The sequence below is a fragment of the Burkholderia contaminans genome (assembly GCF_029633825.1).
Lineage (GTDB): Bacteria > Pseudomonadota > Gammaproteobacteria > Burkholderiales > Burkholderiaceae > Burkholderia > Burkholderia contaminans.
In genome coordinates this window covers 470,382-491,372 of sequence record NZ_CP090642.1, presented here as the reverse complement: position 1 = coordinate 491,372, position 20,991 = coordinate 470,382, and the positions used below count along the sequence as shown (strand labels likewise).

The following is a 20,991-nucleotide window of genomic DNA, read 5'->3' as shown; positions in this document are numbered from 1 at the left end:
CGATCGGCGAGTCGTTCGCCCGGTTCCCGCAACTGCATGACGGCAACGGCGTCGATCGTCCCGGCAACGCGCCATCCAGTTGCCGACAATCGGCAGGCACCGCGCTCGCCAGTTCGACGATTTCGCAGTACCTGCCGCCGCCGGTCACGCCGGTACACGCTCAACCGGCGTTGCGCTCGATCAGAAAGCGTTCCCGACGGCCTCCCTTGATCCAGCCGGGCTCACGACCGCGGCCGTTCCATGTCGCGCCGGTTTTCGGATCGCGATACCTGGGTTCGGACACGGTCCCTCGCGCGCCCCTTTTTCCGGGGCCGCCCGGACGGCCGAATATCTGACTCGCGGTCAGCCCGTATTCGGCGATACGGTTGCGAACCTCCTGTATGACGACCTCGAGTTCGGCGAGCCGCGCTTCCTCGACACGCTTCATCAACTCGTCGGCTTGCGCCTTCAATTCGCGATAACCGGACATGCACTTCCTCCACACGTTCATTGCGTTGTAAAAGACCGAATGGGCGCGACCGTCGTGGCGCCGGCGATTCGCGCAGCAGTGCCGCGATTTGCGAACCCGGCACGTCCATTCGGGAAACCCGGGAAACCAGTCACGCGCGCCCCGGCGCATTTTCGATACGAAATTCACAGAACAGCTCGCCGCTTGCCGCAATTGCCTCGATCTGATGCGGCGTCAATGCGACGATGGACGCGGCAATGTCGTCCGAGATACCCAATTGCCGCTTGCCCTGCTCGTAGTCGGCACGCAACATGCGCTGCGCCAGCACGAGATAGGCGCGGTTGAATTCCGCGATTGCATCGAAGATATCGCCCTGTCCGGTCATGGCCGCTCCCGAGCCGACGGCGGTTTCGTGGCTGCCAGGCGTGGCGCCGCGACCAGTCCGTCCAGTAATAGATGCCCGAATCTATGTCATGCGGCCGGCATCATCCCGACAATTCCTAGATGGCATCCGACACACTGGAAATCCGCATTCGCCTTTCGCGAATCGACATTCGCGGCTGTCGGATTCAGCCTAGATTCGGTCACCCTCGGAAACCCGAACGCCCCTACGATTTTTCAACGGCGCGCGAGTTCATTCGCGCGATCGGCGCAGCGCCTGCGACCGACGACGACGATATTCGCGCGTCGCCACCTGCCATCGGCATTGTTGGTAATAGTCCTGAACGGATGGAATCCGAAAATCATGTTGAAAGTGACGAAAGCCGTATTTCCGGTTGCCGGTCTCGGCACGCGATTTCTGCCTGCAACCAAGGCCAGCCCGAAGGAGATGCTGCCTGTCGTGGACAAGCCGCTCATTCAATATGCGGTCGAAGAAGCCATCGATGCCGGTATCACCGAAATGATCTTCGTGACGGGCCGCAGCAAACGGGCGATCGAAGACCACTTCGACAAATCCTATGAGATCGAGGCCGAGCTCGAGGCGCGCGGCAAGGAAAAACTGCTGTCGCTCGTGCGCAGCATCAAACCGAGCCACGTCGACTGCTTCTACGTTCGCCAGGCCGAAGCACTGGGGCTCGGCCATGCCGTGCTGTGCGCGGAAAAGCTCGTCGGCGACCAGCCGTTCGCGGTGATCCTCGCCGACGACTTGCTGGACGGCCCGACGCCCGTGTTGCGCCAGATGATCGACGTGTTCGATCACTATCACGCGTCGGTGATCGGCGTGGAGGAGATCGCGCCCGAGGCGTCGAAATCCTATGGCGTCATCGACGGCAAGCGCTGGGAGGACAACCTCTTCAAGCTATCCGGGATCGTCGAGAAACCGGAGCCCGCGAAAGCGCCGTCGAATTTCGGCGTCGTCGGCCGCTACGTGCTGAAGCCGAAGGTGTTCGAACATCTGCGTGCGCTGCGTCCGGGCGCCGGTGGCGAACTGCAACTGACGGACGCGATCCAGTCGCTGCTGACCGACGAGCAGGTGCTCGCGCATCGCTACGACGGCACGCGTTTCGATTGCGGCAGCAAGCTCGGCTATCTGAAGGCGACGGTCGAGTTCGCGTTGCGCCACCCTGAAGTGGCCGCGGATTTCGAGAGTTTTCTGACCGCGCGCATGTCGGCGCTGCAGGCCGCCTGAGCACGCGTCCGTCGGGAACGCAATCATGTGGGCGGCCGTCAGCGATCTCGGCGACGCGGCAATGACGTTGCCGCTTGCCGTCGCCTGCATCGTCTGGCTGACGCGCTCGAGCGTCGGGCGGCATGGCGCGGCGGCATGGGCGCTGATGCTTGCCGCGGGCATGGCGCTGGTCGGCGTCACCAAGTTGCTGTATGCCGGCTGCGGCATCCAGATTCGCGCGATCGATTTCCGCGTGATCAGCGGACATACGATGCTCGCGTCGGCGGTATGGCCGATGGCCTGCGCGATTGCGCTGGCCGGCTGCGCGCCGATCCGGCCGAGCACCTCGCTGTCGCTCGGGCTGGCGCTCGGCGCACTGATCGGCGTTGCACGCGTGTTCGACGATGCGCACACGCCGTCGGAAGTCGTCGCCGGCTGGATCGTCGGCTCCGTGGTCGTGCTGTCGTTCGTGCGGCGGCACGGTGCGCCGCGCATCGACGCCCGCTACCGGATGCTCGCCGCCGGCTCGCTGATTGCCGTGTCGGCCGCCGCGTATGGCCGTCACGCACCGATCCAGGCCGCGATCGAGCTGTACTCGCCATTTCTGTGCGGGCGCTACGCCATGCCGCACTGACGGTTGCGGCTCCGCGTTGTCGTGCCATGCGACGACGCAAAGCGTCCGCTCGACCGGCAGGCGCGCCCGATCCGCGCGGCCGATCCCGCCTGAAAACGACAGAACCCCTCCGCGATCGGACAACCGGGCTCGCCCGGCCCTCCCGCCCTCTATGCTTGATCGCCTGAATGCGCGCCAGCCGTCCCGAACCGCGGGCGCGCATTCCTCGTGCGAACCGGCAAGCCCGCCCTGTCCGACAGGCGCCCCGCCCGTTTCGCACGGCAACTCGCCGCGCGGCGCCGGAACGGCCGGCGCGCGGCGCATCCGGATTCCCCGATCGGGCGCACACATGTCGACCTTGCTATTTTCAGCCAGCGTACTGTTCTTCTCCCTCAATGCGTTCAGCGTGCGGGCGACCTTCGCCGCGTACTTCCTGCTCTGCGCGCTCGCGTTTCTCCGGGCGCCGACCTTGATGACGCGCCAGCGGCACCTGTTCCCGGTTTGCGCGTACTGGCTGATCACCCTCTGCGTCGCGTTCGTCCTGTCCGCGTTCGGCGATTTCTACGTGAACTTCTACATCAAGTTCCTGCTGATCCAGACGTATATCGCGCTGAGCTACTGGATGTTTGCCGGCGGCGTACTCACGCGGCACGCGCTCGACACGGCGTGCAGGACACTCATTTACGTCCACGCCGCGTTCTTCACGTTTCAACTCGTCTATTACCTCGCGACGGGCAACTTCATCGATTTCGACAGCTATATCCGCGAATCCGACTCGGAAGCGCTCTACGCGACCAAGGCCCTGAGCGACAGCCTGATCTCGATCCGCGCGCTCGGCCTGTATTCCGAACCGTCCTTCTACGCGATGACCGTCGTGCCGAGCGCGGTGATCCTGCTGCTGTCGCAGCGACGCATTACGCTCGCGCCTGTCGTCGGGTTCGCCACCGCGCTGCTCAGCTTCTCGGTCGCATCGATGGCCGTATGCGCGGCGCTGTGCGGGCTGCACTTCCTCGCCGGGCGCGGGCGGCTGCGGACCCGGATCGCCGTCATCGTCGTCGCGCTCGCGTGCGTTCCGTGGCTTTACAGCGTGTACGACCAGCGCGTCAACCAGTCCGTCGACTACGATGCGGTCGGCAGCCGAACGCTCGTGCTGACCGAACTGACCGAGCGCGACGCGGTCGCGGGCGTATTCGGCGGCGGCCTGTTCTGGGACGAGCGGAACAACGTCGGGAAAACGCATCTGCGCGGCTACCAGGTGCGGGACAGCTCGTTCTACATCTACCTCGTGTTCGCCGCGGGCGCCGGCGGCTTCGCCGCGTTCTTCGGTACGCTGTTCGCTCTGTTTCGCCGCAAGGGCCGACGGAAATACCTGCTCTATCTGCTGCCGATCCTGCTGTTCAAGTATCACGTCCTCTATGGCATGCTCTGGCTCACCCTCCTGCTGTTCGTCGTGCTGGCCGACCAGGACGCGCCCCGCAGGCGCATCGTCGTGCGCCCGGGCCCGAGCGCGTCCGGCGGCACACCGCTGGTACACGTGACATGACCTCATTCCGGTATCCGCCGCCCCTTGCCGCGGTGAAGCGTTCGATCCTCGCGGTACTGTGCGCCTGCTGCGCGGCGACGGCATCGAACGCCGAACCCGTGCCGGCCCCGCCCGGCCAGGTCGTCGCGCACAGCCGGGCGGCCACGCGCGTCTATCTCGGCTCGCCGTCGCTGGCCGTGCTGCCGAACGGCGACTACGTCGCGACCTTCGACACGTTCGGCGCCGCCGCGTCGCAGAACCACGTATCCGTGTTCACGTCGCACGACAAAGGCGCGACGTGGTCCAGGCTCGGCGACGTGCCGGATCAATACTGGTCGTCGCTGTTCGTGCTGAACGGCTCGCTGTACCTGATGGGCACCAATCGCTCGATGGGCACGCCATCCATCCGTCGATCCGACGACGGCGGCGCAACCTGGACCACACCGGTCGACGCCGCGACCGGGATGCTGCCGTATCCCGGCCGCTATATCACCGGGCCGGTTCCGGTGCTCGTCGACCGCGGGCGGGTCTGGCGCGCGTACGAAAGCGTCGAGGACGGCGACCTGCGCGCGCTGGTGATGTCCGCGCCCGCCGATCGCGATCTGCTCGATGCGCGCAACTGGCGCGCGTCCGTTCACCTGCCGTCGGACAAGCGCTGGCTCGACGGCAGATTCGAGTCATGGGAGGAAGGCAACGTCGTCAGCAGGCCAGGCGCATCGCCCGCGCTCATGCTGCGCGTGAATACCGCGAACGGCCCGGAGAAGGCCGCGCTGGTCGCGACCGGCGGGGACGGCCGGACACTGTCGTTCGACCCGGCGCGCGACTTCGTCGACCTGCCGGGCGCCGGGAAGAAGTTCACGATTCGCTTCGACCCGCGGTCGAAACAGTACTGGACGATCACGAACGCGGTGCCGAAAAGCGTCGGCCAGACGAATCTCGAGCGCGTCCGCAACACGCTGGTGCTGTTGTCCTCCGCCGATCTCCGGCAGTGGACCGCCCGGCGAATCCTGCTGCAACACGCCGACACGAAACGGCACGGCTTCCAGTACGTCGACTGGCAATTCGACGGCGACGACCTCATTGCGGTGCTCCGCGTCGCGTTCGACGATCCGGAAGGCGGTGCGGCGAGCCAGCACGACTCGAATTTCATCACGTTCCTGCGCGTCCCCCGCTTCCGCCAGGACGCCGCAGCCACGGCGCTGACGCAAAGCCTGCAGTAGCACGCCGCGGCCCGCGCCTACTTCTTGAATACGCCGACGATGTTCGTGCCGTCGGACACCAGCAGCGCACCGATCCGCTGCTCCTGCATCAGCAGCAACGCATCCTCGACCCGCGTGCCGGGCGGCACCGTGGACGGCTCGATCGACATCAGGTCGGCCGCCGTGCGGCGCAGGACGGCGTCGCCGTGCCGCTCGATCGCGCGGCGGACATCGCCGTCGGTCACGATGCCCCAGCCGACGTCCCGCTTCACGATGGCGAGCCCGAGGCGCCCACGCGTCATCGCGTCCAGCACGTCGAGCGTCGACGTGTCCTCCGTCACGAACGGCAGATCCCGGCACGCCATTTCGTCGTCGACGGTGGACAGCAGCCGGCGGCCGAGCGAGCCGCCGGGGTGGAAGCGCGCGAAATGTTCGGGCTGGAAGCCGCGCGCCCGCATCAGCGTGATCGCCAGTGCGTCGCCCATTGCGAGCGTCGCCGTCGTCGACGCGGTCGGCGCGAGCTGCAACGGGCATGCCTCGCGTTCGACGCCGATGTCGAGATGGACCCGCGCGGCGCTCGCGAGCGTCGACGACGGATTGCCCGTCAGCGCGATCAGATCGTTGCCGTTGTTCCGCAGGAACGGAATCAGCTTGATCACCTCGTCGGTTTCCCCCGAATTCGAGATCGCGAGAAACGTATCGTCCGGCGTCACCATGCCCAGATCGCCGTGATAGGCCTCTCCCGGATGCATGAAGAAGCCGGGCGTCCCCGTGCTGGAAAGCGTCGCGGCGATTTTCCGGCCGACGATGCCGGACTTGCCCATGCCGCACACGACCACTCGGCCGCGTGACCCGAGGATGGTCTCGACCGCCACGTCGAAACTCACGTCGAGACGCGCGGCGACGCCGGCCAGTGCCCGCGATTCGATCTCGAAGACCTGTCGGGCGGATTCAATGTGGTTCTGTCTCATCTTGGGTTTGCCGTTTGAGAAAGGAGACGACGCGAGCCACGTCGTCGGGCGTATCGACGCCGGCCGGCGGCGCATCGGGCCAGCGCATCACTTCGATCGGCATGCCGAGCCACAGCGCGCGCAGTTGCTCGAGCTGCTCCAGCTGCTCGAGTTCGCACGGCGCGGTATGCGCCAGTGTCTGCAACGCCGCATTCGAATAACCGTAGAGGCCGATATGCCGCAGGTGCCCGCCGAGGTCCGCACCCGCCGGCCGGCCATCGCGACAGAACGGGATCGCCGCGCGCGAGAAGTACAGCGCACGGCCGCGGCGATCGACGACGAGCTTGACGATGCCGGGTTCGTCGAGCAGCGCGGCATCGCCGACCGGGCACGCCACTGTCGCGATGCCGAGATCCGGCACCGCAACGCAGTAGCCTGCAAAGGCCTTCAGCAGCCTCTCGGGCACGAGCGGCTCGTCGCCCTGCACGTTGAGCACCACGTCGGTGTCGCGCCAGCCGGACGCTCGCGCGAGTTCCGCCGCGCGGTCGGTGCCCGACGCATGATGGGTGCCGGTCATCGCGAAGCGGATGCCGCGCGCGTCGAGCGCTTCCGCGATACGCGCGTCGTCGATCGCGACGACGATGTCCGCACCGGGCAGCGCGCGGCTCACACGCGCGTGCACGCGAACGATCATCGGCTCGCCGTTCAGGTCGACGAGCGGCTTGCCCGGCAGGCGGGTCGAACCGTACCGCGCCGGAATCACGACATGTACCGGGCGTGCACTATTGAATGACGTCATGCCCCCTCCACTGTTCGAGCAACGGCCGATAGGCGTCGTCGAGCGACAGGCCTGCGCCGGTCAACACGTGTTCGGCCACCTCGCGCGCCACGCCGCGGCCGCCGGCCGTGCCGGCGACGTGATCGACGCGCGCCCGGACGAGGTGATGCGCGTCGGCCGGTGCATACGACACGCCGACGCGTTCGATGACCGGCAGATCGTTCACGTCGTCGCCGACATACGCGATCTCGCGGTCGTCGATCTGCTGCCCGCGCCTTGATGCCGGCATAGCCGGCCGCCTTGTCGTCGCAGCCGGTCACCAGCACGTCGACACCGAGCTGCGCCGCCCGCCACGCCAGCGCACCGCTGTGCTTGCCCGACAGGATGCCGCTGCGGATGCCATGCGCGCGCAGCAGCGCCACCGCCACGCCGTCGTGCGCGTGGAAGCGCTTCATGACCTCGCCCTCGGCCGTCACGTGCAGGGTGCCGTCGGTCAGCACACCGTCGACGTCGAACAGCACCAGGCGCACGGGCCCGCGATATATCGCGCCGCTCACCGGATATCGAGCAGCGGAAGCCGCTTGACCAGATCATCCACTGCCTTGACCTGCTGCAGGAACGCGTCGAGTTGCGCGAGCGGCAGCGCGCTCGGGCCGTCGCAGCGCGCGTGGTCCGGCTCCGGATGCGCTTCGAGGAACAGGCCGGCCAGCCCGACCGCCATCCCGGCGCGCGCGAGATCGAGCACCTGCCGCCGCCGGCCGCCCGATGCGGCGCCGTGCGGATCGCGCGTCTGGAGGCTGTGCGTGACATCGAAGATCACCGGGCAGTCGCCCGTCGCGTCGCGCATCTGGCGGAACCCCAGCATGTCCACGACGAGATTGTCGTAGCCGAAGGACGCCCCGCGCTCGCACAGGATCACCTTGTCGTTGCCGGCTTCACGACACTTCGAGACGACGTGCTCGATCTGCGTCGGGCTCATGAACTGCGGCTTCTTGATGTTGACGGCGTTGCCGGTCCGCGCGATCGCGACGACGAGATCCGTCTGGCGCGCGAGGAACGCCGGCACCTGCAGCACGTCCACGACGCGCGAGGCCGGTTCGGCCTGCCACACCTCGTGCACGTCCGTGATCACAGGTACGCCGAACCGCGACTTGATCTCCTCGAAGATCCTGAGCCCCTCGTCGAATCCGACGCCGCGATACGAGTGGATCGACGAGCGGTTCGCCTTGTCGAACGAGGCCTTGAACACCAGCGGGATGCCGAGGCGGCGCGTGACTTCCACATACCGGCTGCAGACGTAGAGCGTGAACTCGACGCTCTCGAGCACGTTGAGGCCGCCGAAGAGCACGAACGGCAACCCGTTGCCGACCGTGACGTCCGGCGTAATCGATACATTCATACAGTTCTCCACGAAATTGAATCGGCGTCGTTCGCATCGCGCGCCGGCGGACGCCGCCCGACCGGGTTGCCTGTGACGACTGTCAGCGTGCAGCCCGCGCCGCATAGAGCGGCGCGAGTTCTCCATACAGACGCTCCTCGCCGAAGCGCAGGCGCGCCTCGCGACCGGCGCGCCGGCCAAGCGCCCCGCGCAACGCATGGTCGCCAGCGAGGCGTGCCAGCCAAGCGACCGCATCGGCTGCCGTCGTATAGACCACGCCGGTCTGCAGATGGCGCACGACGTCGACGTTGCCGGCACAGTCGGACACGACGACGGGCCGGCCGGCCAGCATCGCCTCGATGACCGACACCGGCATGCCTTCCCACGACGACGTCGACAGGTACACGTCGGCGCGGTCGAGCCGGCGCGCCACTTCGTCGCGCGGCAACCACCCGGTCACCTCGACGCCGGCCTTGGCCAGCCGCGCCTTCAGCGCATCGTCGCCGTCGCCGATCCAGACGAAGCGCATGCCGCTTGCACGCATGCCCTGCGCAATCTGCGCGAACAGCGCGGGATCCTTTTGCGTGCGGATGCCGCCGACGGTCGCCACGCACAGGGGGCCGTCCGACGACGGCGCCGCGTCGTCCGCACGAACGTGCGCCGCGCTGTCGCCGACGGCGTTCTCGATCACCACCACCGGCTGACGCAGCCACGCACGGATCGCGCGGCCTTCGCTTTCGGAGCAGGCCACGTAAAGACACGTCCGCGCACACGCGATCCTTTCCAGCCCGACGAACGCCAGCCGCTTCACGGTCGAGATATCGCGGCGCATGAACGAAATGCAGTGCGGGCTGTAGAAGAACGCCGCCTTCGGCAGCGCAAACAGCGTCGACAAGCGTCCCAGAAAACCAGCGAACGACGAATGCAGGTGCACGACGTCCGGCCCGAGCGCCGTCAGCGTCGCGCGCAGCCGGAACACGGTCCGCACCAGGCCGGCCCCCTTCATCTGGACGTGATGCAACGCCACGCGTGCATCGAACATCGCGGCGAGCCCCGGTGGCGTATCCGGTCGCACCGAGTAGACGACGTGCACGTCATGGCCTTCGCGGGCGAGACGATTCGCGATCAGGCACACCATCGACAACGTGCCGGTGGCGCTGGATTCGATGAGGTGGACGATCTTCATCGGTTCGCGCCTCATGAACGATGCGCCGCGGCCGTGCCGATATACGCGAGCACGCCCGAGCGCTCGATGACGCGCCCCCATTCGAGCGACTTCATCGCAGCCGGGTCGGTACCGTTCGCGCGGATCCGCGACAGCGGAAACAGCTCGTCGAAGATCGTCGCGCCGGTGACGTGGCACTGTATACCGAGCTCGTTCGCAGTACGCACGTTCGATGGCGCGTCGTTGCAGACGATCTTCTTGCCCAGCGACGCGTATTCGAGCAGCTTCGTCGGCGTCTGGAAGCAGTGCGGCCGGTGGTACGGAAAGAAGCACACCGCGTAGTCGCTCTCGCGAACGATACGCAGCGCGTCCGGCTGCGGCACGCGACCGACGAACCGGATGCCCGGCGTATCGCCGAACGCCGCGTGGATCGCGGGCTCCGGCTGGCCGACCAGCACGAGCGTGTCCGTCTCGTCGCGCCGCGCGTCGCGATAGGCCGCCAGCACCTTGTGAAAGCCGCGCTCGCGGCTCATCTCGCCGATGTAGCAGAACCGGCCCGACGGCGTTGGCGCTGCCTCCGCGTCGACGCCGGCCGGATCGAAGATCCAGTCCGGCACGCCCATCGGCAGCAACAACGTCCGCACGTCGTCGCGGAATGCCATCGCTTCGCGCATCTGCGCGTTCTGGAAGATCCGCAGGTCAGGGCGGACGTTGAGCACGCGCTTCACGCGATCCTTGATCGCGGCGAGCCGCCCGACCGACAGCGAGCGATAGTCGTGAATCACGTACCGGGCCGGCGGCAACGCGCGATAGAAGCCCATGATGCACCACAGGATGCAGGCGTCCCGATCCGGAAAACGCGCGTAGGCGTCGAGATCACCGTCGAACACCTCGAATCCGTGCGCACCCAGGCAATGCCCGTAGGCGGCGATCTCGGGGTAGTTCGCCTTGCCGGGATGCAGAATGAACACTTTCATTTCGGCTCCTGTCGGTTGTCGAGAATGCGTGCCGGGACGCCGACGGCGACGCGATCGTCGGGCACGTCCCTCAGCACCACGGCCCCGGCGCCGATACGCACGCGATCGCCGACCCGAATCGGGCCGAGCACGACGCTGTGCACGCCGAACTCGACGTGATCGCCGATCGTCGGCACGCCGTCGATCGTGCCGTCCTGCCGGGTCGTGTTGCCGATGGTCACTCCGTGACGCAGCGTGCAGTAGTCGCCGATCACCGCGTAGCCGTTGATCACGAGGCCGGTGCCGTGATAGATCGTGAGTCCCTTGCCGATCTTCGTCTTCACGGGAATCTCGATGCCCATCAGCCAGTCGCACAGCACGATGTACAGCACGATGAGCGGTGCGCCGGCCAGCAGCGTGAGCCGGCTCCTGCACGCGAGGTAATGCACGATCCGGTAGAACACCACGACGCAGCGCGTCTTGACGAACGGATTGCGGCGGCAGTCTTCGGCGATCGCCTCGGCGGTCTGTCGCAACGTGGCAGCCATCTCAATGAGGCCTCGCAAACACGCGCCGGGCCGCATCGGCCTGGATGCATGAGGTGCCGAAGTAGTCGATTCCGTCGATCAGGAACGAATGGATGTACTTCAGCAGGCGATCGCGGTCGAATTCCTTGTAGAAACACCGGCCGAGCGACACCACACGCTTGCCGTACAGCATCGCCTCCAGCCCGACCGTCGAATTGATCGTGACGACCGCATACGCGTGCTTGAGCAGGTCCGTGGTCGGCGACGTGACGATTTCGAAGTGGTAGGTGTCCTGCAGGCGCACGATCGCGTCGATCTCGGCCGCGTCGGTTTCGGCCGGATGAAGCTTCACGAACAGGTCGGCGCTCTCGTTCGCCGCGAGCTCGAACGCGTGACGGATGGCCTCGAGATTGCCGACGTCCGAATGCAGCTTGATCTGCGTATCGCCGGACACCTGCAGCGGCAGAAACACATAGCGACAGGTCGACAGCGTATCGGTCGACAGATACGCCGCCTGCCGCGGCGCCGGCATCCCGTTCCGCGCGCGCACGCTGGCGAAGCGCTTGCGGGCCACCCCACGGCTGACCACCTTCAGCACGTAGTTGGCCGCGGACATCGCCTTGCGTGCAAGCGACGTTCTCGCCTGCGGCAGCGGCATCCGCTTGTCGCGCTCGTAGCGCGACAACCACCGCGCATGCGTCTCCTCGTCCGGCAGCGGCAGGCCATCGATGACTTCGGGGTGGTGGCTGATCGTCGACAGCGCGTTGACGCCCAGCGAGTCGACGAACAGCTTGCCCGGGAGATTCGAAATTTCGATGAACCGGGTCGCCACGCCGTACACGATGCAGGCCTGGCGAACCGCACGGCACACCAGTTGTTGCCCGTTCCACATCACGCACTGCTCGATTCGCCAGCCGCGCATCAGCGCCGACGCGATATGGAAAATCGCCGCCGACTCGCGCTTCGCGCGCGCTTCCGTCATTTGCCCGTTCAGCACCTCGATCGACAGCCGGTACGGCGTCCGGTCGGCCGCATCCCCGTCCGGCAGATCGATCGGCATCAGGCGGTTCAGGTACACCGACCGGTAGCCGCCCAGCAGCAGGCCGAGATGCGCGACGGGCTCGCTCGTCAGGAATACGAACTCGTACTCGTGCCTGACGGCGCTCACCAGCCGGGTGGCGAAGAAGTACCGCTCGAGGGAATCGATGACGATCAGGATCATGATGGGTTCATTCGTCGTAGCGGCGCCGTCACGCCGGCGCCCGGGATCGGGACAGGTTCGCGTCGAGTACCCGGTACGTGAGCGCGATGCCGGCCGCCATCAGCACCGCACCCGTCAACGAGAAGATCTGCACGCTTGCGGGCGCCGACAGGTTCATCAGCCGCGCCACACCCAGCGCACCGGCGAGACAGGTGCCGCAAGCGAGCTGAAACAGGAAATCGACGCGCTGCGCACGCGTGGCGAGGAAGATCTGCGACAGCGGGACGTAGATCAGCTGCAGTGCGAAGAGCGGCATCAGGCTCTGATAGAACCCGACCGCGCCCCGCCAGCTTTCGCCGAAGAACAGGCCGACCAGCGGCTCGAACAGCAGCAGCCCCCGCCATATAGACGACCGCGAGCCCCGCGAGCGCACGTGCGTAGGTGCGGTACACCTGCGGCACTGTCGTAGCGGCATCCGGACGCGCCATCGCGCCGATGGCGTCGCGCCGGAACACGCCGCCGACGCTCTGCGCGATCAGCGACACCGGAAAGAAACCGAGCCGGTACGCCGCGGCAAAGTAGCCGGCGCTCTGCGCGTCGAACCAGTGCGGTATCGCGATCGACAGCGCATACGTCAGCACCGACGCGCACAGCGTCGACGGCAGGATGTACAACGCAAAGCGGCGGTTCCGCACGAAGAAGCCGCGCGACAAGCGGAACGAATGGCCGGCCCGGTAGCCGGCCAGCAGGATCGCACCGGCCATCGCGAGCGAGACCGCCGCACTCACCCACGCATACAGGTCGAATACGCCGGTGCCCGCGCAGGCGCTGCACGCCAGCGCCAGCACGAGCCCCGCGAGAAATGCGCCGTTGACGATCACGCGCGACAGCGCGATCCATCCGTACCGCCTCATGCTGTTCAGGTACGAAGCCGCGGCCAGTTGCACGAACGACGCCAGTGCATAGACCGCGACGATGACCAGGTCGGCCCGACCGGCGATGCCGATCGCCGCCACCGACACGGCCACGACAGCCAGGCCCAGCGCCGTCACGTTGACGAATGCATTGAACGACTCGCGCGGGTCGTCGTCGACGCATGCGAGTTCGTAGCGGAATGCGAGCAGCGTGCCGCCGAAGGTCGCCAGTGCAAGCAGGTAGTTGAAGTGGCCGAGCGATTCCGGCCCGAACCGTCGCCCGATCACGAAGATGGACGCGAACAGCGCGATCTGCCCGATCACGACACCGGCCAGCGAAACGACCGAATCCCTGGGATTGATCATCGCGCCTCCCCGCTGCACGCGCATGCCGGGCCCCCTGCGGTCACGCGCGCGTCACGCATCGTGCATCCCGTATTCGTAAGCGACGTAGCGATACCCGCCGTACTTCGAGCCGTACCCGTACTGGCCCAGCCGCGGATTGACGCCGTTGAAGATGACACCGTTCAGTCGGGTGCCGTTTTGCGCGAATCGCTTCGACGATTCGCCGATTTCGCCGAGCTTCGTCTTGCCCGCCATCGTTACGAGCAGCGCCGTGCCGGCGAACGCGCCGAGGATCCCGGCATCGGGCACCGCGAGCACCGGGGCCGAGTCGACGATGACGATGTCGTAACGCGCCGACAGATCGTCGACCAGCGACGCGAGGTTCCGGTTCAGCAGCAGTTCGGCGGGGTTCTTCGGCATCGTGCCGGTCGAGATGAAATCGAGGCCCGTGACCACCTCGCGATGCATCACGTCGTCCACGCGCGCACTGCCGGCGATCAGTTCCGTCAAGCCGCGGCCGCGTGAAAAGCCGAGATAGTCGTGCAGCCGTCCCTTGCGGATGTCGCCGTCGATCAGCAGCACGCGCTTCCCGGCGCTGGCCATCACGACCGCGAGGTTCGACGAGATGAACGTCTTGCCGACGCCCGGCGCCGGGCCGGCGATCAGCACGACGTTGTTCTTCGCCTCGAGCATCGCAAACTGCAGCGCCGTCCGCAGGCTCCTCAGGCACTCGACCGCCGGCTCGTTCGGGAAGTCGATCGACAGGATCGACTTGTGGCCGCTCTTGCGAGCGGCCTCCTCGGCCAGGTCGCGCTGGTGTTCGCTGATCGGCACGGTCGTGTAGACCGCGAGGCCGAGCCGGCGCTCGATTTCGTTGTGGTCCGAGATGCCGTGGAACAGCATCGAGCGGACGATCGCGGTACCGCAACCGGCGAGCAGCCCGAGCAGCAGCGACGCCAGCGCGACGAGCACCTTCTTCGGCCGCACCGCCACTTCCGGCACCGCGGCGGTGTCGACGAGGCGTACGTTGCCGACCTTGCCCGCCTGCACGAGCTGCAACTGCTGCATGTTGTTCAGCAACGCCGTGTAGAGATCCGTGTTGACCCTCACGTCGAGCATCAGGCGCACGGTTTCCTGCTGCAGGTCCGGAAGACGCCGGATCTGCAGCTCGGCGGCGTTCCGGTAGCCGCTCAGCGCCGCGATCTGCTCGTCGATCGCCGTCACGCTCGGATGCCGTTCGGTAAAGCGGGACATCAGCTCCTGCCGCTTCTGCTGCAGTTCGAGCAGGCGCGTCTTCGCGTCCGCGGTCTGGGCCAGCGCGAGTTTCGCCTCCTCGGTCAGGTCGACCGTCCCGCGCTCGTTTCGCACCTTCGTCAGTCGCGCCTCGGAATCGGTCAACTGCTGCTTGAGCTGCGGCAGTTGCGCGTTCAGGAATTCGAGCGACTGCGCGGCCTCGGCCGATTTCCGCTCGATGTTCTGCCGGACGTACTGGCGGCCGATCTCGTTCATCGTGTCGCTCACCCATTCCGGATCGGTATCCTGCAGGGTGGCGACGACGACGTCCGATTGCTTGACGCGCTCCTGGACGTTGAGGCGGTCCCGGATATCCTCGATTGTCTTCAACCGCGAGTTGCGAACGAGCACGAACGCGGCGCCGGGTTTCGCGGCGATCGCATCGACGCGCAGCAGGATCGGGCCGCGCGGCGACCGGAACCGCTCGAGCGTGCCGACCGTGCCCTCGACCGGGGCGTCGAAATCGCCGCCTTCGAGCCGGTAGCGCTTGCCGTCCAGGCGCGTCAGCGTAAACGTGTCGCCTTCGTTCTTGCGCGGCACGTCGAACAGCGGCACGTCGATGCGCTCGCGGCCCCATGCGTATCCGCCGATTCCGGCGAGGCCGGGATCGGACAGGCCGTCGCTGTGGCGCGCGATCCAGTCGCCGATCACCGGAAAGCGCTTGGGCGATGCGTCGATGAAGAGGTGGAGCTTGTCCACCGCGCGTTCGACGACGAGCCTCGACGCCAGGATCTGCTGTTCGGCGGCAGCCGACGACTTGACGTCGAACAGCGCGGACACGTCGCCCAGCAACGACTTGGCGGCGGACGTATCGGGGCTGTCCTCGACCTGGACCATGATGTTCGCTTCGAACACCGGCTTGCCGAGTATCGCGTACGCCAGGCCCGCGGCCAGGACGATGCACGTGATGATCGCGATCAGCCAGCGGCTTTCCATCAGGATGTCGAGCACCGCGACGAAATCGGTCTCGCTGCCGTCTTCGGCGGCTTGCTGCGGCGGGGCGGAGGGTTGAGTCATGGCAACGATAGGGAGCGAATGGGTTCCATAGAGCGTCGGCCTGCGGCCGGCTCAGACGATGCGAAGGCGCTTCGACCACTCGGACACGCCGAGCTCGATCAGTCGCGCGCAGCGTTCGAAGACGAACCTGGGCTGGCGGTAAGGGTCGTGCACGTCGAAATCCGTGTACTCGCCGATGCGGAACACGCGGCCGCGCACGAACGGGAACCGGCCTTCGAGCGACGTGCGCTGCCGCCGGTCCATCACGAGAATCAGGTCCGCGTCGGTACACAGCGTCAGGTCGATCTGCTGCGCGCGATGCGTCGACACGTCGAATCCACGCAGGCGCATCACGTCGTGAACATACGGCGCGACCGGCATGCCGACGAGCGCGTTCAGGCCGGCGGACACGATACGGCGACCGGGCATTGCCCGGCCAAGCATCGCTTCGGCCATCGGGCTGCGGCAGATGTTTCCCTCGCAAACGATCAGGATGGATTCGATCATTTGGTCGCAATCGCCGCGGTCAGGCCGGCATTGATGGCCGGCAACAACAGGCTGAGCACGCGGCTGAACCGGACGAGCCCGTTGCCGTCGACATACACGACGTCCTTCGGCTTCAGCTGAAACTGGTTCGCCAGCACCATGGCCACCGGCGATCGGGCATCGAGGTGGTAGACCTGCGGCTGCTCGTCCTGCATGCCGCGCACCACGTACAGTTGCGCGGCATCGGCCGTGTTCGCGTTGAGGCTGCCGGCCTGCGAAATCGCCTCGCTCAGCGTCAGGCGGCCATTGCGCATCGGCAATGCCGTGACGGGCTTGTTGACCTCGCCCATCACGAACACGCCGCTTTCATCGCGCGGCAGCACGCGCACCAGGTCACCGTTCCTCAGCACGATCTTCGACGGATTGCGCCCCTGTTCGGCCATTTCGGTCAGGTCGATCCGGCGCTCGATGCCGTCGCGCACCAGGACGATCCGGCTCTGGTCGGCCGTTGCCGCAAAGCCGCCGGCGCGGCCGATCGCGTCGTACAGCGTCATTGGGACGTCGTTCACCGGCTGCGAGCCCGGCGTATGCACTTCTCCCTCGATATAGACCTGCTTCGCGCGGAACGACGCGATGCGCACCGTCACCTGCGGATTTCTGAAGTTCTTTTCGAGGCGGCGCGTGAGCTGCGTCTGCACCTGCTCGGCCGTCAGACCGGCGACCTGCACCCGGCCCGCATAGGGAAACTGCAGCGTGCCGTCCTGGTCGACGACAAAACCCGGCGGCGCATCCGCCGCTCGCGGCGCGGCCTGTGCGGGCGCGCCCAGCGCGGCCGCCAGTTCGGGGTGGTCCCATACCGTGATCTGCAGCACGTCGCCGCGCCCGATGGTGTATGCGTCCGGCAACGCGTCGATATCGTGCGCGTCGCCGCGCTGGCCGCGTTCCGCCTCACGCATGCGCCGGATCAGCGACACGTCGATGTTCGTGACCGGAACCGGCAGCGCGACGCTGTCGGCCGGCGTGGCGCCGCTCTGCAGCGGAATCGACGCAGGCGCCTGCATGCGCATACCCGGTGCGATGCCACACGCGCCCAGCAATGCACACAGCGGCAGAATCGCCGCCAGCGAACCGGCACGCACTGGCCGGCGTGGCACGGACAAGCACGCCGGCTCCATTTGACGCAACCTCTGCATGACAACCTCACCCCTGTTTTAATTGGAAATTGCTCCGACCGCCGCGCGCCGCGTCGACGCGCGTACAGCACCCCTGTCGAGATCGGACCTGCTGCCTGCACTTGCAACACCCGGCGCGTGTCGCCGCGGCGCGCCGCCGGTGTGCATCCCGCCCGGCGGGCCCGTGGCCCCTAGTACGCGCCCGACCCTCGCAACACCACGTTGATCGTCCTGAACAGAATCCCGATGTCGCGACGCAGCGACCATTCGCGGACATAGGACACGTCGAGCGATACACGTGTCGAATAGTCGATGTCGTTTCTGCCGCTGACCTGCCAGAGACCGGTCATGCCGGGCTTCGCCATCAGGTAGTAGCGCACGTCGGCTCCGTAACGCTCGAGCTCGGCTTCGACGATCGGGCGCGGCCCGACCAGGCTCATGTCGCCTTTCAGCACGTTCATCAGTTGCGGCAACTCGTCGAGACTGGTCTTGCGCAGGAACCGGCCGACCGGCGTGATGCGAACATCGTTCTTCAGCTTGAACTCGCGATCCCATTCCGCGCGAGCATCGGGGTCGCGCTCAAGCAGCGCCTTGAGCACCGCATCGGCATTCGTCACCATCGAACGGAACTTCAGGCATTTGAACGGCCTGCCATTGCGGCCGACCCGCCCGTGACCGAAGATCGCCGGGCCACCATCGCGCCGCACGGCCCATGCGATGCCCAGCAGCACCGGCGCGAGCAACACGAGAAGCAACGACGCACCAACCAGGTCGAAGCTCCGCTTGACGGTCTGCCTGATCACCCGCTTGATGGGCGCGGCCGGCCGGCGCGCGATTGCCGCCGCGCGAACCTGGTCGCCTGCCCGCTCGACCATCCCGAAGATCGCGAGCGTCAGCGCGCGGAAGGCGATCAGGCCGAGCCCGCTCGCGAGCGTCCAGTACACGAACCATTCGCTCGACAGCACGTGAGCCCGATGCAGCACGTACAGAAGCGCGGTGCTCATGCCCTGTACGACGATCCATGCGAGCACGGTCCTCCCGAGCACGCGCAACATCGATCGCGTCCGCGCCGGCTCATAGATGCCGCAGGCGGGAAATACCGACAACGCGAGCGCCGCGGCGAACGCCACCAGCGCGCCGTCGAACAGCGATCCTCGCGCACCGCCAGTGGCGCCGATCAGCGCCGGAATGAACGCGCCCAGCACGATCAGTCCGATATCGGTCGCTCGATTGATCAACGAATTCATTGATATGAACTCCTAATTCATTGTCCAACACCGGTTCGCGTGGCGCATCGGCGCCTCACGTCTTCACCTCATCCCGCTCGAATCCGTCGTGGCTGATGCAGCCGGATACGAAGCGCGTTCGACGCGACGCGACCGTCGCGAGGTCGTTGCTTCAATGTTTCCGCAGCGCATCATATTCGTCGCGATTCCCGCATTTATCGCTTGCGTCTGAATCCGCCTTGTTGATGGCGGAAAAAATCAAGGCGGTTTTCCGCCCAATATCATTCGATCCGTTTCACGAATTACGCGATGAAATTCCGAACGAGAATGGCGAACGATCGCGATGCGGAATTCCCGAATCGGGTCCGCCATCGCAATGCGCGATTGACTGTCGAAGGCTGATTGATCGCGCCGGTCATCTCGGCGCATCGGGCGGCGATCGCATCACCGGATCGCCGCCCGGAACATGCGGGCAAGCATCGACCGAATGCGATCGGCGCGAATGCTGGCTCGACGAATAAAAAGGCCTGCACAGTGCGCTCACGACGACACGGCAGGCAAAATTCCGAGGAGTGCCGGGGTGCCGACTCCTCGAAAGGCCAGGCGATAACTTAATTCAGTGGAAGCGCGCTTTTGACGCGCCGTGTCGGACTGCGCCACGATTGTGGCTGAATCCGCCTTCGTCGCATTTCGATTAACCGATATCCGGGTCCTGATTCCGGAATGACGACTCTGTCATTCGAATGAAACACGAATATCCCGATGGGGATGACCTGCACGGCATTGAATTCCGCGGACCGATCCCGGGTGGCGAGCCGCGAGCGCACGCGCTAGGAGGTCGCGCCGCTCATCCAGCCGCTCAGATCCGACGCATACAACATCTCTGCAGATGCGTCGCCGCCTTTGCGCGCGGCGGCCCGGTATTCGGTCGGTGACGTCTGCAAGTGCTGGCGAAACAGCTTGGCCATCCGGTCGCCGCTGCCCAGGCCGGTTCGCCTCGCGACCTTGTCCGCCGGAAGATCCGTCTCGATCAGCATGCGGCATGCTTTTTCGAGGCGGATCCTCAATACGAACTCGGTGGGCGTCACGCCGATTTCGTTCTTGAAGCGCCGCAGAAAATTGCGCTCGCTCATCGCCGCGGCCTGCGCCGCATCCGCGATGGAGATTCGATTTTCGCTGTTCACGCGCAGATGATGGGCCGCCATGCGGATCAGCGTGCTCGCCCGCGCGACACGTGCACCGAACAGCACGTCGGTCAGCTTCCGGTTCGCGCCGGACACCATGCACGTCACGATTTCCTGCGCGATTTCGTAGCCCATGTCCACCCGGACGATCGACAGCGCATCCGAGAACGGCCCGTCGTCCTCGTCGCCCGCGTAGTCCGCGTCGTCGCGCCTGGCCTGCAATGCGCCGCCGGCATCCATCTCGGGCGACGCCCGCTCCACCTCCTTTTGGGGCAGGTGAATCTGCGTCAGCAACTTCCGACCGCCACTGCTGCCCCTCACGACGCGTGCACGCTGGTGCGCATACCTCAACCAGGCGATCAGTTGCTCGTCGAGTTTGTCGATCCCGCCTTGACCGCTCAGGACGAACATCGCATGCACGGTGCTGGCGTCCAGCGTACTGGCTGCTTCCGTCCAGATCCCGACGCCCGACGACGAGCGAACCGGCCCGCCATGCACGGAATAGAGCCGTAATTCGTAGTGGTCGACGAATGCGCCATCCTCACGGGCGAGCTGATTGGCGAGTTCGAAAACTGCAGCCAGCTTGCCCATCTGCATAATGGGAAACCCCTCGAGCAACAGTACGATTACGCTTGCCCGTTGATGCCCGTTTACGGGGCCTCTGCCACGATTCACGCTTAACCCCGTCGATGAATGATTCGATACTGTCTGCATTATTACGGACCTTTGACAATTTCTTACATTTCTGATTTTCTGCGCCGCATCATATGGGCGACTGTCGTCCACCGATTTGTCAATGTCTGTTTTCGCCGTGTTGTTGTCGGAATCAATCAAGCAGACGGTATGGCCCCGTTTTAAAGATTCTTCATGTCGAACGGCAACGCATTCACTCAAATCCACAAGAAAACAGATGTACCTCAATGATCCGGAATTAACGTTGTGATAGCGGCAGCGGATCTACCGTCCGATGAATGCCAGGTACCCGATCCCGTTGAATGCGCCACAATTGCCGGCTGGTACGGCCGGTAC

At 65.9% G+C, this 20,991-nt stretch carries 19 protein-coding genes and 2 pseudogenes; 5 read left to right on the top strand and 16 right to left on the bottom strand.

The features are described 5' to 3' along the window. Window positions 1-160: 160 nt before the first annotated feature. Both LXE91_RS34365 and LXE91_RS34360 read right to left on the bottom strand, forming a co-directional pair. Entirely contained in the window at window positions 161-469 is a 309-nt protein-coding gene (locus LXE91_RS34365; RefSeq protein ID WP_039355719.1) for an H-NS histone family protein, read from the bottom strand. Window positions 470-599: 130 nt separating this feature from the next. Further along, window positions 600-761 (bottom strand): flagellar transcriptional regulator FlhD, encoded by a 162-nt coding sequence (locus LXE91_RS34360; RefSeq protein ID WP_232736616.1) that lies wholly within the window; start codon window positions 759-761, stop codon window positions 600-602. Between the two features lie 432 nt (window positions 762-1,193). Here LXE91_RS34360 and galU point away from each other — a divergent pair, with 432 nt between their 5' ends. The 4 genes from galU to LXE91_RS34340 all read left to right on the top strand — a co-directional run bounded on the left by galU (window position 1,194) and on the right by LXE91_RS34340 (window position 5,412). After that, complete coding sequence (gene galU / locus LXE91_RS34355; RefSeq protein WP_039355724.1) at window positions 1,194-2,078, top strand: UTP--glucose-1-phosphate uridylyltransferase GalU; 885 nt, start codon at window positions 1,194-1,196, stop codon at window positions 2,076-2,078. 25 nt (window positions 2,079-2,103) lie between these two features. After that, the gene (locus LXE91_RS34350) at window positions 2,104-2,691 is read left to right on the top strand and encodes a phosphatase PAP2 family protein (protein WP_039355726.1); all 588 of its coding nucleotides are present in this window, start codon (window positions 2,104-2,106) and stop codon (window positions 2,689-2,691) included. 328 nt (window positions 2,692-3,019) lie between these two features. Next, a complete protein-coding gene (locus tag LXE91_RS34345) occupies window positions 3,020-4,213 on the top strand; it encodes a hypothetical protein (RefSeq protein WP_046196636.1) in 1,194 nt (397 codons plus the stop codon). Further along, window positions 4,210-5,412 (top strand): sialidase family protein, encoded by a 1,203-nt coding sequence (locus tag LXE91_RS34340; RefSeq protein ID WP_039355729.1) that lies wholly within the window; start codon window positions 4,210-4,212, stop codon window positions 5,410-5,412. Before LXE91_RS34345 ends, LXE91_RS34340 begins: the two co-directional genes overlap by 4 nt. Before the next feature lie 17 nt (window positions 5,413-5,429). Here LXE91_RS34340 and LXE91_RS34335 read toward each other — a convergent pair whose 3' ends face one another. The 13 genes and pseudogenes from LXE91_RS34335 to LXE91_RS34275 form a co-directional block, all read right to left on the bottom strand. Next, window positions 5,430-6,362 (bottom strand): KpsF/GutQ family sugar-phosphate isomerase, encoded by a 933-nt coding sequence (locus LXE91_RS34335; RefSeq protein WP_039355732.1) that lies wholly within the window; start codon window positions 6,360-6,362, stop codon window positions 5,430-5,432. Then, window positions 6,343-7,140: a 3-deoxy-manno-octulosonate cytidylyltransferase gene (gene kdsB / locus LXE91_RS34330; RefSeq protein ID WP_039355735.1), complete on the bottom strand. Its 798-nt coding sequence runs from the start codon at window positions 7,138-7,140 to the stop codon at window positions 6,343-6,345. The genes LXE91_RS34335 and kdsB overlap by 20 nt, the downstream gene beginning before the upstream one ends. Then, a pseudogene (locus tag LXE91_RS34325) lies at window positions 7,124-7,676 on the bottom strand (KdsC family phosphatase). The gene kdsB and the pseudogene LXE91_RS34325 overlap by 17 nt, the downstream one beginning before the upstream one ends. After that, on the bottom strand, window positions 7,673-8,518 hold the full coding sequence (kdsA, locus tag LXE91_RS34320) for a 3-deoxy-8-phosphooctulonate synthase (protein WP_039355738.1): 846 nt from the start codon (window positions 8,516-8,518) through the stop codon (window positions 7,673-7,675). Before kdsA ends, LXE91_RS34325 begins: the two are co-directional and overlap by 4 nt. Window positions 8,519-8,600: 82 nt before the next feature. Beyond that, window positions 8,601-9,683, bottom strand: coding sequence for a glycosyltransferase (locus tag LXE91_RS34315; RefSeq protein ID WP_039355742.1), 1,083 nt, complete (start codon window positions 9,681-9,683; stop codon window positions 8,601-8,603). An 11-nt stretch (window positions 9,684-9,694) separates the two neighbouring features. Beyond that, window positions 9,695-10,639 carry a glycosyltransferase gene (locus LXE91_RS34310; protein WP_039355745.1) on the bottom strand — a complete coding sequence of 315 codons (945 nt, stop codon included), beginning with the start codon at window positions 10,637-10,639 and terminating at the stop codon, window positions 9,695-9,697. Next, entirely contained in the window at window positions 10,636-11,166 is a 531-nt protein-coding gene (locus LXE91_RS34305) for a serine O-acetyltransferase (protein WP_039355748.1), read from the bottom strand. Before LXE91_RS34305 ends, LXE91_RS34310 begins: the two co-directional genes overlap by 4 nt. A 1-nt stretch (window position 11,167) precedes the next feature. Next, window positions 11,168-12,367: a capsular polysaccharide export protein, LipB/KpsS family gene (locus LXE91_RS34300; RefSeq protein WP_039355751.1), complete on the bottom strand. Its 1,200-nt coding sequence runs from the start codon at window positions 12,365-12,367 to the stop codon at window positions 11,168-11,170. Between the two features lie 28 nt (window positions 12,368-12,395). After that, window positions 12,396-13,626 (bottom strand): annotated as a pseudogene (locus LXE91_RS34295) (lipopolysaccharide biosynthesis protein). 51 nt (window positions 13,627-13,677) lie between these two features. Continuing rightward, window positions 13,678-15,915, bottom strand: coding sequence for a polysaccharide biosynthesis tyrosine autokinase (locus LXE91_RS34290; RefSeq protein ID WP_039355754.1), 2,238 nt, complete (start codon window positions 15,913-15,915; stop codon window positions 13,678-13,680). Window positions 15,916-15,966: 51 nt separating this feature from the next. Beyond that, window positions 15,967-16,401 (bottom strand): low molecular weight protein-tyrosine-phosphatase, encoded by a 435-nt coding sequence (locus LXE91_RS34285; protein ID WP_039355756.1) that lies wholly within the window; start codon window positions 16,399-16,401, stop codon window positions 15,967-15,969. Further along, on the bottom strand, window positions 16,398-17,573 hold the full coding sequence (locus LXE91_RS34280) for a polysaccharide biosynthesis/export family protein (RefSeq protein WP_039355759.1): 1,176 nt from the start codon (window positions 17,571-17,573) through the stop codon (window positions 16,398-16,400). Before LXE91_RS34280 ends, LXE91_RS34285 begins: the two co-directional genes overlap by 4 nt. A 170-nt stretch (window positions 17,574-17,743) precedes the next feature. After that, a complete protein-coding gene (locus LXE91_RS34275; RefSeq protein WP_039355761.1) occupies window positions 17,744-18,799 on the bottom strand; it encodes a sugar transferase in 1,056 nt (351 codons plus the stop codon). A 20-nt stretch (window positions 18,800-18,819) separates the two neighbouring features. Between LXE91_RS34275 and LXE91_RS34270 the strand changes: the two genes are divergently transcribed. Next, entirely contained in the window at window positions 18,820-19,299 is a 480-nt protein-coding gene (locus LXE91_RS34270; protein WP_135370806.1) for a hypothetical protein, read from the top strand. A gap of 309 nt (window positions 19,300-19,608) precedes the next feature. Here the strand turns inward: LXE91_RS34270 and LXE91_RS34265 are convergent, their stop codons facing one another. Continuing rightward, window positions 19,609-20,679 carry a helix-turn-helix domain-containing protein gene (locus LXE91_RS34265; protein WP_082139495.1) on the bottom strand — a complete coding sequence of 357 codons (1,071 nt, stop codon included), beginning with the start codon at window positions 20,677-20,679 and terminating at the stop codon, window positions 19,609-19,611. Between the last annotated feature and the right edge of the window lie 312 nt (window positions 20,680-20,991).

Coding starts and splice junctions, on each gene's coding strand:
- LXE91_RS34365 (WP_039355719.1), bottom strand. CDS start 469: ATGTCCGGTTATCGCGAATTGAAGGCGCAAGCCGACGAGTTGATGAAG.
- LXE91_RS34360 (WP_232736616.1), bottom strand. CDS start 761: ATGTTGCGTGCCGACTACGAGCAGGGCAAGCGGCAATTGGGTATCTCG.
- galU (WP_039355724.1), top strand. CDS start 1,194: ATGTTGAAAGTGACGAAAGCCGTATTTCCGGTTGCCGGTCTCGGCACG.
- LXE91_RS34350 (WP_039355726.1), top strand. CDS start 2,104: ATGTGGGCGGCCGTCAGCGATCTCGGCGACGCGGCAATGACGTTGCCG.
- LXE91_RS34345 (WP_046196636.1), top strand. CDS start 3,020: ATGTCGACCTTGCTATTTTCAGCCAGCGTACTGTTCTTCTCCCTCAAT.
- LXE91_RS34340 (WP_039355729.1), top strand. CDS start 4,210: ATGACCTCATTCCGGTATCCGCCGCCCCTTGCCGCGGTGAAGCGTTCG.
- LXE91_RS34335 (WP_039355732.1), bottom strand. CDS start 6,362: ATGAGACAGAACCACATTGAATCCGCCCGACAGGTCTTCGAGATCGAA.
- kdsB (WP_039355735.1), bottom strand. CDS start 7,140: ATGACGTCATTCAATAGTGCACGCCCGGTACATGTCGTGATTCCGGCG.
- kdsA (WP_039355738.1), bottom strand. CDS start 8,518: ATGAATGTATCGATTACGCCGGACGTCACGGTCGGCAACGGGTTGCCG.
- LXE91_RS34315 (WP_039355742.1), bottom strand. CDS start 9,683: ATGAAGATCGTCCACCTCATCGAATCCAGCGCCACCGGCACGTTGTCG.
- LXE91_RS34310 (WP_039355745.1), bottom strand. CDS start 10,639: ATGAAAGTGTTCATTCTGCATCCCGGCAAGGCGAACTACCCCGAGATC.
- LXE91_RS34305 (WP_039355748.1), bottom strand. CDS start 11,166: ATGGCTGCCACGTTGCGACAGACCGCCGAGGCGATCGCCGAAGACTGC.
- LXE91_RS34300 (WP_039355751.1), bottom strand. CDS start 12,367: ATGATCCTGATCGTCATCGATTCCCTCGAGCGGTACTTCTTCGCCACC.
- LXE91_RS34290 (WP_039355754.1), bottom strand. CDS start 15,915: ATGACTCAACCCTCCGCCCCGCCGCAGCAAGCCGCCGAAGACGGCAGC.
- LXE91_RS34285 (WP_039355756.1), bottom strand. CDS start 16,401: ATGATCGAATCCATCCTGATCGTTTGCGAGGGAAACATCTGCCGCAGC.
- LXE91_RS34280 (WP_039355759.1), bottom strand. CDS start 17,573: ATGCAGAGGTTGCGTCAAATGGAGCCGGCGTGCTTGTCCGTGCCACGC.
- LXE91_RS34275 (WP_039355761.1), bottom strand. CDS start 18,799: ATGAATTCGTTGATCAATCGAGCGACCGATATCGGACTGATCGTGCTG.